This is a genomic window from Mesorhizobium sp. ORS 3428, assembly GCF_001854785.1.
Lineage (GTDB): Bacteria > Pseudomonadota > Alphaproteobacteria > Rhizobiales > Rhizobiaceae > Mesorhizobium.
In genome coordinates this window covers 69,829-83,525 of sequence record NZ_MDFL01000014.1, presented here as the reverse complement: position 1 = coordinate 83,525, position 13,697 = coordinate 69,829, and the positions used below count along the sequence as shown (strand labels likewise).

9 protein-coding genes, 1 pseudogene and 1 riboswitch are annotated in these 13,697 nt (G+C 65.4%); of the genes and pseudogenes, 5 read left to right on the top strand and 5 right to left on the bottom strand.

Annotation, left to right across the window (positions count from 1 at the left end; genetic code table 11):
• Nucleotides 1-20: 20 nt before the first annotated feature.
• A complete protein-coding gene (locus ORS3428_RS04300; RefSeq protein WP_071094906.1) occupies nucleotides 21-1,778 on the top strand; it encodes a hypothetical protein in 1,758 nt (585 codons plus the stop codon).
• Between the two features lie 281 nt (nucleotides 1,779-2,059).
• Here the strand turns inward: ORS3428_RS04300 and ORS3428_RS32175 are convergent, their stop codons facing one another.
• The 3 genes and pseudogenes from ORS3428_RS32175 to ORS3428_RS31090 form a co-directional block, all read right to left on the bottom strand.
• Entirely contained in the window at nucleotides 2,060-2,221 is a 162-nt protein-coding gene (locus ORS3428_RS32175; RefSeq protein WP_244507852.1) for a type II toxin-antitoxin system CcdA family antitoxin, read from the bottom strand.
• 134 nt (nucleotides 2,222-2,355) lie between these two features.
• The gene (locus ORS3428_RS04290) at nucleotides 2,356-4,176 is read right to left on the bottom strand and encodes an ABC-F family ATP-binding cassette domain-containing protein (RefSeq protein WP_071094904.1); all 1,821 of its coding nucleotides are present in this window, start codon (nucleotides 4,174-4,176) and stop codon (nucleotides 2,356-2,358) included.
• A gap of 4 nt (nucleotides 4,177-4,180) precedes the next feature.
• Nucleotides 4,181-4,822, bottom strand: a pseudogene (locus ORS3428_RS31090) (thiamine diphosphokinase); the annotation flags it as partial.
• A gap of 146 nt (nucleotides 4,823-4,968) precedes the next feature.
• Nucleotides 4,969-5,083: riboswitch (TPP riboswitch) on the top strand.
• A gap of 43 nt (nucleotides 5,084-5,126) precedes the next feature.
• Here ORS3428_RS31090 and thiB point away from each other — a divergent pair.
• The 4 genes from thiB to ORS3428_RS04265 all read left to right on the top strand — a co-directional run bounded on the left by thiB (nucleotide 5,127) and on the right by ORS3428_RS04265 (nucleotide 10,314).
• Complete coding sequence (gene thiB / locus ORS3428_RS04280) at nucleotides 5,127-6,137, top strand: thiamine ABC transporter substrate binding subunit (protein WP_071094900.1); 1,011 nt, start codon at nucleotides 5,127-5,129, stop codon at nucleotides 6,135-6,137.
• Nucleotides 6,138-6,303: 166 nt separating this feature from the next.
• Nucleotides 6,304-7,911 carry a thiamine/thiamine pyrophosphate ABC transporter permease gene (thiP, locus tag ORS3428_RS04275; RefSeq protein WP_244507851.1) on the top strand — a complete coding sequence of 536 codons (1,608 nt, stop codon included), beginning with the start codon at nucleotides 6,304-6,306 and terminating at the stop codon, nucleotides 7,909-7,911.
• Entirely contained in the window at nucleotides 7,908-8,693 is a 786-nt protein-coding gene (gene thiQ, locus ORS3428_RS04270) for a thiamine ABC transporter ATP-binding protein (protein ID WP_071094896.1), read from the top strand. Before thiP ends, thiQ begins: the two co-directional genes overlap by 4 nt.
• Before the next feature lie 214 nt (nucleotides 8,694-8,907).
• Entirely contained in the window at nucleotides 8,908-10,314 is a 1,407-nt protein-coding gene (locus tag ORS3428_RS04265; RefSeq protein WP_244507850.1) for a M48 family metalloprotease, read from the top strand.
• Nucleotides 10,315-10,405: 91 nt separating this feature from the next.
• Here the strand turns inward: ORS3428_RS04265 and ORS3428_RS04260 are convergent, their stop codons facing one another.
• Complete coding sequence (locus ORS3428_RS04260; protein ID WP_071094894.1) at nucleotides 10,406-12,415, bottom strand: caspase family protein; 2,010 nt, start codon at nucleotides 12,413-12,415, stop codon at nucleotides 10,406-10,408.
• A 158-nt stretch (nucleotides 12,416-12,573) separates the two neighbouring features.
• Entirely contained in the window at nucleotides 12,574-13,437 is an 864-nt protein-coding gene (locus tag ORS3428_RS04255; RefSeq protein WP_071094892.1) for an RNA polymerase factor sigma-32, read from the bottom strand.
• Nucleotides 13,438-13,697: the final 260 nt, after the last annotated feature.

Sequence of the window (13,697 nt, the reverse complement as noted above, 5' to 3'; positions counted from 1 at the left end):
GAATGCAGGTCAACTGACGCATGGCGGATTTCGTTAGTGTTCTGAAAAAGCAGCTTGACAAGCACGGCGAACCCTCGCCGGAGCTGCGCAAGCGGATTTACGAGAATGCTCGTGAGATGCTGGYGAAGAAGCTCGCGGACTATTCGCCGCCGCTGTCCGCCGAAGTCATCAGCAAGCAGAAGCGCTCGCTCGAGGATGCCATTTCCGGCGTCGAGCGCGAGTATACCAAGCCCGCTCCGGCCAAGAGCGCTCCGGCCGACGATCCGCTGGCGGAGCTCGAACACATCTTCTCGTCGATCGACCGCAACAGGAACCAGCCGAGCCATGTCCGGCAGCCGCCGGTGAAGCTCGAGCCTGCCAAGGCTGAGCCGCTCAAGCCGACGCTGGCACCGCTGAAGACGGAAACAAGCTGGCACAGCGCGCCAAAGGCGGAGCCAAGCCGGCAGAGTGCTGCTGCGAAGCCGGAACCGAGCTGGCAAAGCACAACGAAGTCGGAGCCGAGCTGGCAGAAGGCGCCTCCGCCGCCGATGCCCTCGCCGCGCGAGGACGACATCGACCAGCCCGGCATGAACGCCGGCGAACTGGAGGATGGCAGCGATGTCTTCGCCAATGACGAGCAGCCGGCGGCCGAAACCTTCCAGCGGCTGCGGCCGCCCCCGCGCAAGCGCAGCTATGGCGGATTGATTGCGACCGTTGTCGCATTGCTGGTGCTCGCCGGCGGCGGCTACGGCATCTGGCTGAACAAGAATGCGTTCAGCTCGATGCTCGGCTTCGGCGGAGGAGGCGGCAGCAAGACGGTCTCGACCGAGCCTTTGGTCAAGCCCRCTCCGGCAAAGCCGGCTGCCGAGACGGCAGCTACTCCGCCGGCCGCGGGCAATAACGCGGCCGCCGCGAATGAGCCAGCCGAAACGGCCAAGTTCACACAGYGCCTGACACCTGAAGGCAAAGAGGTCGATGCCGGCCCTRCCGCCGGGCAGAGCACAATCGGCGAGGGCGAATCCGTCGCCGCGCTGACCACGCCGCCGCCTGCCACGACGATCCCGCCGGCCGGCACACCGCCAACCAATAAGACGCCGGGCGCGACCCCGCCTGCCGCGGGAACGCCGCCGACAGCGCCTGCCAATCCGGCTGCGGCCGCCGCCGGCACCAAGCCCCCGGCAGSCGGGACCACACCGCCCGCGCCCGGCGCGGCGCCCACGCCTGCAACGGCCCAAGCGACCGTGCCGGTCGGCCAGAAGGCGATCTTCTATGAGGAGCGCACGAGCACGCAGCAGGGCACGGCTGAGCCGGGCAGCATCGTCTGGTCGCTGGTGCAGGAATCGCCCGGCGGCGACCTGCCGCCGGAGCCGGCGATCCGCGCCGAGGCGACGATTCCCGGCAAGGATATCCAGCTGCGCATGACGATCCGGCGCAACACCGACCAGACCCTGCCGGCCAGCCACATCGTCGAAATGATCTTCCTGACGCCGGAAGGATTTGACGGCGGCGGTGTCGACAACATCCTGCGCATCGCCATGAAGAGCTCCGAGCAGGATGYCGGCAGCCCGCTGATCGGCATCCCGGCAAAGATCGCCGACGGCTTCTTCCTCGTCGCGCTCAACGACACCAAGGCTGACGAGGACGCCAATCTGACGCTGCTCAGGGGACAGGACTGGATCGACGTGCCGGTGGTCTACAAGACCGGACGCCGCGCCCTGCTCACGATGGAAAAGGGCATTCCCGGCGAGAAGGTCTTTGACGAGGCGCTGAAGGCCTGGGCGGCGAAGACGTCGGGGTGAGGCCCGCCAGGTTTTAAATGTTTTCCGAAACGAAATCGGCCTGGGGTGGCTTTGCCCCTGTATGTTTCCGACGTCGGCGCCGCCCCTCACCTGCCTGCCGGCATCCTCTCCCCGCATAGTGACGGGGAGAGGGGCGCTGTCATCGACGATTTCGCCAATCACCGGCGTTCCAGAAGGGGCGTTGGCGTCGGAGTTTTCCTCCTTCTCCCCGTAACTATACGGGGAGAAGGTGCCGGCAGGCGGATGAGGGGCGGCGCCGAGGCCGACATTAWCGCGTCTCCTTAGAATAACCGATATTTGGCGAGGGGCAGTCCGTTYTGCCTGACGTAGTCGTTCCAGCTTTCAATGGCGTCCTTGTTCTCTTCTTGCCATTGACCGGTCTTTTCGGCGGCAATCGCATTCGCGATGCCCAACTCGGCGGCGCGACGGATGTCGATGCTCAAACGCCTTCGTGTCTTCGATTATTTGCTGATCGATAGAGCYTTTCAGYGGCCTTCGCGAAGATCGGGCACTGGGTTCGGACATACGCGCCTCCGGCTACACCTTATGGATACGCGGGTGGGGGCGCATCTTCAATCTACCCCTCCACCTCCTCGCGCAGCATCTCCAGCTCCAACCACTCTTCCTCCAGCGCCGCCAGCGTCGTGCGCTCCTTGTCCAGGGCTGCGATGGTCTTCTGGAACGAGACCGGGTCACGCTCGTAGAAGGAAGGGTCGGCGATGTTGTTCTCAAGCCTCTGGATCGACGCGGTCACGGCCTCGATCTTCTTCGGCAGGGATTCCAGCGCGAACTTCTGCTTGAACGAGAGTTTCTTCGCCGGGCTTTTCGAGGCAGGCTGATCGGCCTTGGCCGTCGTGCCTGCCTCAGCGGCTTCGACCTTCGGCCTTGCCTTGCGATCTTCCAGCTTGGAGCCGCCGCGCTGTGCCAGCATGTCGGAATAGCCGCCGGCATATTCTATCCAGCGTCCGCCGCCGTCCGGCGCGATCACGCTCGTGACGGTGYGGTCGAGGAAGTCGCGGTCGTGACTGACTAGGATCACTGTTCCGGCGAATCCGGCGACCAGTTCCTGCAGCAGTTCCAGCGTCTCCATGTCGAGGTCGTTGGTCGGCTCGTCCAGCACCAGTAGGTTCGCCGGCCGCGCCAGCACGYGCGCAARCAGCAGCCGCGCCCGCTCGCCGCCAGAAAGCTCTCGCACCGGCGTGCGTGCCTGCTCCGGCTTGAACAAGAAATCCTTCATATAGGAGACGACATGGCGCTGCTCGCCGTTGACCAGAAGGTTCTCGCCGCGCCCGTCAGTGAGATAGTGCGCCAGCGTCTCCTGCGGGTCGACGGCCTCGCGCTTCTGGTCGAGTGTGGCGATTTCCAGATTGACGCCGAGCCGTACAGTGCCTGCATCCGGAGCCAGTTCGCCGGTCAGCATTTTCAGAAGTGTCGTCTTGCCGGCGCCGTTCGGGCCGACGAGGCCGACACGGTCGCCGCGCTGGATGCGGGTCGAAAAGCCCTTGACCACAGTCAGGTTGCTGAAGCTCTTGTCGACGTTCCTGGCCTCGATCACCAGCTTGCCGGATTCGGCGGCATCGCTCGCCACCATCGTGGCCGTGCCCTCGGCGCCGCGATGGCTGCGAAAGCGCTGGCGCATGGCTTGCAACTCGCCGAGGCGACGCATGTTGCGCTTGCGCCTGGCTGTCACACCGTAGCGCAGCCAATGCTCCTCGCGCACGATCTGGCGGCCGAGCTTGTGCTGTTCGCGCTCCTCCTCCTCCAGCACCTGGTCGCGCCATTCCTCGAAATGCGCGAATCCCTTGTCCAGCCGGCGCGTCCGGCCGCGGTCCAGCCAGACGGTGGCGCGCGAAACGCGTTCCAGAAAGCGGCGGTCATGCGAGATCAGGATCACTGCCGAGGAGGTGCGGGCAAGCTCTTCTTCCAGCCATTCGATCACCGACAGGTCGAGATGGTTGGTCGGCTCGTCGAGGAGCAGAATATCGGGCTCGGGCGCCATGACGCGGGCAAGGGCCGCGCGCCGCGCCTCGCCGCCGGAAAGGTCGCCCGGCCGTTCCTCGCCGGTAAGCCCGAGATGCTCCATCAGATAGGTGGMGCGATGCGGATCGTCGGCCGGGCCAAGACCCGCCTCGACATAGGCCCGCACATTGGCAAAGCCATCCATGTCGGGCATCTGCGGCAGGTAGCGAACCGTCGCCGAGGGCTGGCGGAACACTTCGCCGTCCTGCGGCTCGATCATCCCGGCGGCGATCTTGAGCAAGGTCGACTTGCCGGAACCGTTGCGCCCGACCAGCGCGATCTTCTCGCCGGCGGAGGCACTGAGTGCTGCGCCRTCGAGCAGCGGCGTGCCGCCGAAGGTCAGTTTTATGCCGTCGAGATTGAGGAGAGGCGGAGCCATGWCAGCTTTCGGGAAGAGGATAGGGGTGGGCGAGCAGCAGCGCTCGGCCACGCTCAAGCGCGATCTCGAGCCGGCCCTTGACCTCGTTTGATATAGTGAGCGATGAGCCGAACGCCACCTCGACGCGGTCGAGCGGCCATTTGGCGCCTGTAAGTGTCAGGCCGGAAAGGTCGGAGAAGCCAAGCACTGAGAACAGCGTGCCGTCGGCATAGTCGAACCCGGCTTTGCCGGGCAGGATGGGAACCGCTTCCTGCGCACCGCTGGTAAGGAGGACGGTCGTGCCCGCCTCGGCCAGCCGAACCGCAAGCGCTAGATGCAGGAAGGCGTGGTCGGCGCGCTTGCCGCCGAATGCGCCGACCAGCACCAGGCTGGTCGCGCCACGCGCGAGCGCTTCGGCGATGGCGAGCTCRCCATCGGTCATGTCCTTTTCGGCCGGAAAGACCTTTCGCGGCACGGCCGCCAGATCATCCGGGAGATTCGGCGGCACCGAGTCGAAATCGCCGACCCAGAGTTCCGGCATGAGGCCCAGCATGCGTGCATGGCCGATACCGGCATCGGCGGCGATGACGCGCGAGCCTTCGATCTGGCGATCGAGCCGAGGCGTGCGGAAGAGCTCGCCGCCAAGCAGGATGGTGAATGTGCCCATGGGCGTCGCCCTTACCAGCCCCGCCCGCGAAACGGAAGCCGGGCCGCGTCCAGACTGAACGCAGCCAAGCCCTAAGTGGCAGCAATGCACTGGATGCCCCGGCAAAGTTCCGCTTGCACGCTGCTGCGGCCGGGCCTATGTCTCGAAGCGCTCTAACGGGGTRCCGGACGCTGACTTTCGCGGACCGGCTGAGAGGCAGAAAGCCAACCCGCTGAACCTGATCCGGTTTGTACCGGCGGAGGGATTAGACGCTTCGGAACATCCGACGCCTCAATTCCTTGTCACTCGAAGAAAGGAGGCGCCGATGCGCTCGTTATTGTCCCGTCTTATTCTCGCGACCGGCCTCGTTTCGCTGCTCACGGGCGCTGCGCCCGCCGAGGCTAAGGACAAACTCACCGTCTACACTTATGAAAGCTTCACAGCCGAGTGGGGTCCCGGCCCCGCGGTGAAGAAAGAATTCGAGGCCGAATGCAATTGCGATCTCGAATTCGTCTCGGTCGCCGACGGTGTGGCACTGCTCAACCGCGTCAAGCTGGAAGGCGCCGGCACCAAGGCCGACGTCGTGCTCGGCCTCGACACCAACCTGACCGCGGACGCCAAGGCGAGCGGCCTTTTCGCGCCGCACGGCGCGGTGTCCGGCATCAATGTGCCCGGCGGCTGGAGCGACGACACTTTCGTGCCCTTCGACTATGGCTATTTCGCCGTCGTCTACGACACCGAGAAGCTAAAAGAGCCGCCGAAAAGYCTGAAGGAACTGGTCGAGGGCAATGGTTCCGACAAGATTGTCATCCAGGATCCGCGCACTTCGACGCCCGGCCTCGGCCTGCTGCTCTGGGTGAAGTCGGTCTATGGCGACAAGGCGCCGGAAGCCTGGGCCAAGCTGAAGTCGAAGGTGCTGACCGTGACGCCGGGCTGGAGCGAGGCCTACGGCCTGTTCACCAAGGGAGAGGCGCCGATGGTGCTCTCCTATACTACCTCGCCGGCCTACCACATGGTGGCCGAGAACACCGAACGCTACCAGGCCGCGTCTTTCGAGGAGGGCGAGTATCTGCAGATCGAGGTCGCCGGCATCACCAAGACCGGCGCGAAGAACCCGCTGGCGGAAAAGTTCATAGCCTTCATGACGGGACCGAAATTCCAGGACGTCATTCCGGAGACMAACTGGATGTTCCCGGCTGGCAAGACAGACAAGCCGCTCAATCCGGCCTTCGACAAACTGGTGAAGCCAACCAAGACCCTGCTGTTCAGTCCGGAGGAGGTCGCCGCCAACCGCAAGGCCTGGGTGGATGAGTGGCTGGCGGCGATGAGCAAGTGACGGCGGCTCTCACCCTCCCCCTTGTGGGGAGGGTCGATCCGCGAAGCGGAGCGGGGTGGGGGTAGCGACGTTGCGCATTTTCTCACCGTCCCCACCCCGGTTCGTGGATGCCGCTTCGCGGCATCCACTCACCGACCCTCCCCACAAGGGGGAGGGTGGAAGGTTGGTGCCTGACCCCCGCATAACCGCCGGCATCGTGGCCCTTGCGGCCATCACCGTGCTCATCGGCGGCGCCTTTGCAGGCCTCGTCCTTGAAGGCGCGGGCGATCCATCCGGCGCTGCCGCGGCCTTCGACGGCTATCTCCTGCGGGTCGCCCGCTTCACGCTGTGGCAGGCGCTGCTGTCGATGCTGCTGTCGGTCGCGCCGGCGCTGCTGGTGGCGCGCGCCTTGTCGAGGCATCCGGGTTTTCCCGGACGACGCCTGATCCTGCAGCTTTTCACGGTGCCGCTGGCGTTGCCGGCGATCGTCGCGGCGCTTGGCGTGTTGGCGCTCTACGGCCATGCCGGCTATTTCGCGGGTGTCCTCGGCACGATTGGCGGAGGGGAATGGCCAGGCATCTACGGCCTGTCCGGCATCCTGATCGCGCATGTCTTCTTCAACCTGCCGCTTGCCGTGCGGCTGTTCCTGGAGGCGCTCAGCACCGTGCCCACCGACCAATGGCGGCTGGCAAGCCAACTCGGTATGGGCGCCCGGCCGGCGTTCCGGCTTATCGAATGGCCGGCGCTGCGCGCGGCCTTGCCGGGCGTGGCCGGTCTGGTCTTCATGCTCTGCATCACCTCCTTCACCATCGTGCTGACGCTGGGCGGCGGACCGGCCGCGACGACGCTGGAGGTTGCCATCTACCAGGCGCTGCGCTTCGATTTTGACCCGGCCCGCGCTGTGGTGCTGACGCTGCTGCAGATCGCCCTGACCTTCGTCGTGGTCGCCGTGCTGACGCGGCTCGGCGCCAATACGGTTGGCGATGCCAATCTGCCGGTGGCGCCACGCCGCTATCTTGCGAGCGGCAAGGTCGAGGCCGCGCTGAATGCCGGCCTGATTGTGCTTGCCCTGCTGTTCGTCGCCGGGCCGATGGCGGCGACGGTGCTTGCCGGGCTGGGGGCGGACCTCGGCCGGCTGGCCGGCGAGGACGCTGTGCGCCGTGCGACGCTCACCAGCGCCGGGCTCTCTTTCCTCTCGGCGCTGCTTTGCGTGATGCTGTCGCTCTCGCTGATCGCGGCACGGCGCGCGCTGGCCTTGCGGCGCCGCGCGGGCGGCGCCATGTCGCTGCTCGAACATGCTACCGACACCGGCGCCGGTTTCGTGCTCGTCGTGCCGCCGATCGTGGTCGGCGCCGGCTGGTTCTTGGCTCTGCGCGGCGTCACGGATGTCTTCGCCGTCGCGCCCGTCATGGTCGTCACCGTCAACGCTGTGATGGCGATGCCTTTCGCCATCCGCGCCGTTCGTCCGGCCTATGATGCGGCGAGCGAGCGCCATGAGCGGCTCTGCCTGGCGCTCGGCATTTCCGGCTGGAACCGGCTGCGCCTGGTCGACTGGCCGTCGCTCAGGCGGCCGCTCGCCACGGGCTTTGCCTTCGCCATGGCTCTGTCGCTCGGCGATCTCGGCGTGATCGCRCTGTTCGGCAGCGATTCGGTGCAGACCCTGCCCTATCTTCTGCTCGCTCGCATGAGCAGCTACCGGACCGCCGACGCCGCGGGGCTCGCCTTGCTGCTCGGCCTCGTCTGCCTGATGCTGGTGGTCGTCGCCGACTGGCTGGGACGGGAAGCAAAATCATGACAGCGACCAGCAGCGGCGTTGCAGCGGAGAAGGGGCTGGCCGTCACGCTACAGGGCGTATCGTTCAGCTATGGCGAGGCATCGTTCCGCTTCGAGGCGGAATTCGCCGCCGGCAAGATCACCGCCATCATGGGGCCGAGCGGGTCGGGCAAGTCGACGCTGCTCAATCTGGTGGCCGGCTTCGAATCGCCGGGCGCGGGAAAAGTGCTGATCGGCGGGATCGATGTCGGCAACRCACCGCCTTCCGCGCGCCCGGTGTCGATGGTGTTCCAGGAAAACAACCTGTTCGCGCATCTTTCGGTCGAAGGCAATGTCGGGCTCGGCCGCTCGCCATCGCTCAGGCTGACCGCCGCCGACCGCCACGCGGTTGCGGACGCTCTGGCGCGCGTCGGCCTTGCCGGCAAGGAGAAGCGGCTGCCGCGCGAGCTTTCCGGCGGCGAACGGCAACGCGTCGCGCTGGCAAGGGTACTCTTGCGCGACCGGCCGGTGCTCCTGCTCGACGAGCCCTTCGCTTCGCTCGGTCCGGCGCTGCGCGACGACATGCTCGATCTCGTGGCCGCGATCCATGCCGAGCGGCACATGACCGTGCTTTTCGTCACGCACCAGCCGGAGGATGCCGGCCGCATCGGGGAGAACATGGCATTTCTCGACGAAGGAAGGATCGCCGCGAGCGGACCGGCCAAGGATTTCTTCGATCGCTCTGGACCGGACGCCTTCCGCCGCTATATCGGAGCCAAAGGCGTGCGCGGGGAATCACGACATATTGCCCGGAAGCGGACATAATTTACGGCCAAACCGGAAGTGGGCGCTCAGGCGTTTGCTTGCCTTGTCCGGGGGAGTGTGGCTAGGTCCGGCCATGCGGGCCCGGGCCGGGCTGATTTGCCGAGAATCTGGAAAGGAGGCCGATCTGCCGACCGGCGCGGAGAAAGTGTGGACGAAGCCGCTGACGCGATTTTTCGCGCTGGCCAGTTTTACCGTGGCGCTGGCGAGCTRCCAGATGTTCACGCCTCCGGAGGTTCAGGAATCCGGCTTCCAGCCGTCCGACAGGCCGATCACGGTCGACAACGTCGTCRCCAACGCCAAGCTTGCAGAGATGGCGAAGGCGCAGCATCCGCGCATTCTCGCCACCTATGGCGGCGAATATTCCGATCCCAAGCTAGAGCGCATGGTTGCCAAGGTCGTCGGCAACCTTACGGTGGTGTCGGCCAACCCGACACAGACCTATCGCATCACCATCCTCAATTCGCCCAACGTCAACGCCTTCGCGCTGCCGGGCGGCTATCTCTATGTCACGCGCGGGCTGCTGGCTCTTGCCAACGACTCGTCGGAACTTGCCGCCGTCATCGCGCATGAGATGGGCCACGTCACCGCGAATCACGGCCTGCAGCGCCAGCAGCTCGAGGCCGAGGAAGGRCTGGCGACCAAGGTGGTGTCCGATGTACTCGGCGACAGCCCGACCGCCAAGGCGGCGCTGATCCGCGGCAAGCTCAGGCTCGCGCAGTTCTCGCGCAACCAGGAACTGCAGGCCGATGCCATCGGCATCAAGTCGATCGGCGAGGCGGGCTATGATCCCTACGCCGCCGGCCGCTTCCTGCAGTCGATGTCCGCCTATACCGATTTCCGCTCGGTCAGCGGCGCGACCGATGCCAGTCTCGACTTCCTGGCTACGCATCCCAACACGCCGCAGCGCATCGAGCTGGCGCAGCGCCTCGCCCGTAATTTCGGACCGCCGGGTGTCGGCACGCGCGACCGCGATGCGTTCCTCGCCGGCATTGACGGCCTACTCTATGGCGACACGCCGCAAGAGGGCTATGTGCGCGGTCAGACTTTCCTGCATCCCGGCCTCGGTGTATCGTTCTCGGTGCCGGACGGCTTCGTCATCGATAATTCTGCGGCCGCGGTGACCGCGACCGGACCTGGCGACATCGCCATCCGCTTTGACGGCGTGGCGATCGACAAGTCGGTTTCGCTGACCGATTACATTCGCAGCGGCTGGGTCGCCGGACTGGATGACACCAGCGTGCGCCAGGAAACGATCAACGGCAATGACGCCGCGGCGGCGCATGCCGTCGCTCAAGGGTGGCAGTTCGACATCGCGGTGATCCGCGCCGRCGGGCAGGTCTACCGGCTGCTGACCGCAGCCCCTTCGGCCAGCACCGCGCTGGATCCGGTCGCGCGCTCGGTCAGYGGATCCTTCCGCACGCTGAGCGCGGCCGAGAAGGCGGCGCTCAAGCCGCTGCATATCCGGGTGCTCACCGTCCAGGCCGGCCAGACGATGGGCTCGCTTGCGGCCCAGATGGTCGGCGTYGACCGCAAGCTGGATCTCTTCCGGGTGCTCAACGCAATGTCGCCCGGCGCGACCGTTTCGGCCGGCGACAAGGTCAAGATCGTCACCGACAAATAGGGTCGGCGCCCGCGCTCAGGCGGCTTCGCCAGGAAATGGCTCGGCGCTGTCTATTCGGCTGGTCCACCCATTCCATTGCTGCTGTGGTCCGTCAGAAGAGCCCGGTGCTGCCGGTGTCAGAGTTGCCAATGCTTCCGGAGTTAGAGCTGCCGGTGCTGCCGGAGTTAGAGTTGCCGCCGTTGGAGCCGCCGTTGCTGGGCCCGGAATGATCGCCGCCACTRCCACGCCAGGGCGCCGGCCCGGGATCGCTCGGCGGTGGTTTGACCGCTGCCGGGACTGTCACCGTTGGCGCCTTCGGCGCGGGTATGCGGACCACCTTTATCTTCGTGATTACTTTCGGCGGCTTGCACGCTGCGACCGTCGGGCTGCTGCGCGCGGAGAGACCGAGCAGGCTCATCGAATAAACCTCTTGCCGCTCAATGCCGGCTTTGAGGAAAGCCAAGGCACGGGCCGCGTCGGCGGGYACGCCGTTGCGGCCATCCTTGAAGATCACCGCGAGATCGTTCATGGCATTGACATTTCCCATCGCCGCCGCCTTGAGCAGCAGGTCCAGCCCCTTGCCGGTATCGCGCTGGACACCGAAACCATTGAACAGGGCGCGTCCCCAAGCGGCCATGGCGTAGGGATCTCCCTTGTCGGACGCTTCTGAATAGAAGCCGTTCGCTTTCGTCGGATCCACAGCTGCCCCTATCCCGGACGAGGCGATGTAGCCTAGCTCGAAGACGGCCCTGACATGCCCCCCGTCGGCGGCATCGTGAATGGCCTTCCTGGCCTCGTCGACCTTGCCGGCCGCCAGCAGCGCCCGCCCGAGCTCGTAGCGGAAGCGGGCGACATCGGGGTAGGCCTTCACCGCCGCCTCGCAGGCCTTCACCGCATCGGCGCCGATCTCGTTCGGCAACCGGCCGGGGGCGACGCCCTGCAGGTCGAGCGGTGCGCCCGCCGCCTGGTCGCAGGGGTCGACGCTTGGCGACAGCTTCATCGTCGCCTGTTTGGACAGTTTGCCGGCGCGGATTTGGAAGCCAACCTCGACCGGAGCTGCCGAGCCGATCTGCGGCTCGTAACGCAAATTGTCGACCTCACCGGCCGTCAGGCTGGAATCCGGAGACAGGGTCCGGTCCGGCAGCGACAGCGTTCCCGTTGCCGGATAGCTCGCGAGCTTGAGGCTGACCGCGGGGTCCTTGGTCGGGAAATCGAGCTTCAGCGGAACCGGGCCGATGCCGACCGGGATGCTGATATCGTGGTTTTCGATCGCCTCTGCGGCGCCGGTGATGTGGATGCCGCTCTCCGCCCCCGGCTGCTCCTGCTCGGCCATGACCTGCTGACCCTCGGCGCCGTCGCGGAGCATCAGCACCACGTCATCGATCAGCGAGGAGTTCTCCCAGGGAACCTGCTTGCCGTTGGTGGCCTTGACCACGTCGCGGCGAACGGCGGCCATGACGGCGCGTATCTCCTGGTTCGGCRCCAGCGCGCGGCGGGAAAAGGCGGACGAGAATGGGCTGAGGGCACCGGTGCCGTCATAGGCGACCGCGCCCGGCTCGGTTGCGAAGGCGATCAGCGTGTTCAGCGAGCTCTGCACTTGCGCAAGGCCGGCGCCGCCGGTGACGATCAGCTGGTCGCGCAGCCAATAGTCCTTGCGCGGGAACGGATTGTTGCGGCAGGCATCGAGGATGATCACCTGGATCTTCGACTTCGAACGCAATTGCTGCAGCACGTCGTCGAGCTTGAACGCCTGGACCTCGATGTCGGCAGCGTTCTTCAGCGAGGCATCGACCGGGATGAGGAAATTCTCGCCGCCGATCTGGAAGCCGTGGCCCGAATAATAGACGACGGCGAGGTCGGCGCCGTCCGCAGCGGCGAGATAGTTGCGAAACCGCTCCTCGAACTGAAGCTTGGTCAAGTCCTTGGCGACGAACACATCGAAGCCGGCCAGCCGGAACGTTTTCGCCACGTCCTCGGCGTCCTTATCCGGGTTCTTGAGGGCCGGGATTTCTCGGTATTCGGAATTGCCGATGACAAAGGCAACCCTGCGATCGGCATGAGCTTCGAACGTCGTGAAGCCCACGAGGATCAAGGCTGCAAGGAACGCGTAGCACCGCAGCATGGCAAGCCCCCATCCGCTCTGATCTGGCGCATTTAGGAAGACAGTTTAGGACGCGGGGGTCTGTTAAAGAATTCACAATCCGCAGATACGGGTGAAGAGAAGCCGCCGGTATGGCTGATCGATGGCTTGTTGGCGACCTCGAGTCGCCGCGTCAGCGTTCAGGCCGCTTCCGCCAGGAATTCCGGGTTCTGCTTGACCAGCGCCGCCCGCAGCTTCTCCATGGCGCGCGCCTCGATCTGGCGCACGCGTTCCTTGGAGATGCCGAGCGCCGCGCCGAGCGATTCCAGCGTGGCGCCGTCGTCGCTCAGCCGGCGCTCCTCGATGATCCTGAGCTCGCGGGCGTTCAGCGCGCGGAGCGCGCTCTTCAGCCAAACCGCGCGGCGCTCGATATCGATCGTCTCGCCGACCACTTCGTCGGGAAGCGGATCCTCCGAAACCAGGAAATCCATCCGCTCGGCGGCGCCGTTTTCGTCGGCGAGCGGGGTGTTGAGGGAGCTGTCCGGAGCTGAGAGGCGGGAATCCATCATCRCCACGTCGGATTCGGGCACCCCGAGCGCGGCGGAGACCTCACGGTAGAGCGAGGTGTTGGAAATCGGCTCGGCGCCGTTGGCGAGCCGCGCGCGCAGCCTTCGCAGATTGAAGAACAGAGCTTTCTRCGCCGAACTCGTGCCGCCGCGAACGATCGACCAGTTGCGCAGGATATAGTCCTGCATCGAGGCGCGGATCCACCAGGTCGCGTAGGTCGAGAAGCGCACTTCGCGTGCGGGCTCGAAACGGGCCGCCGCCTCCAGCAGTCCGACATGGCCTTCCTGAATCAAGTCGCCGAGCGGCAAGCCGTAGTGGCGGAATTTCGAGGCCATGGAAATCACCAGTCGCATATGGGCAACGGTGATTCTGTGCAGTGCCTGGTGGTCGTTCTCCTCCTTCCAGCGTAAGGCCAGAAGGTGCTCCTCCTCTCGCTCGAGATAAGGAGCCTTCATTGCCGCCCGGACCAATGTCCGYCCTGCCGCGTCTTCGATCATGCCGGCTCCTCTTGGCAGTCGCTTCGCTGATACCCGTTGAAAAGACGTCACCGCGCCCTACAACAGCCTGCAACGTGTCAGCCGCATGGATGGTTCCRTTGCGGCGGACGCGCACACGCAGTGCGCCAGGTGTGGTTTTGTCATCGATCCGGGAAGCCGCCTGCCGAGAGTCGGAATAATTTCGAGAATCGGATTTCTGGCTGAGCCAATTTTTGAAATCTGGTTCCTTATTTCGCTGACATCTATCTGTCAGTTTGCGG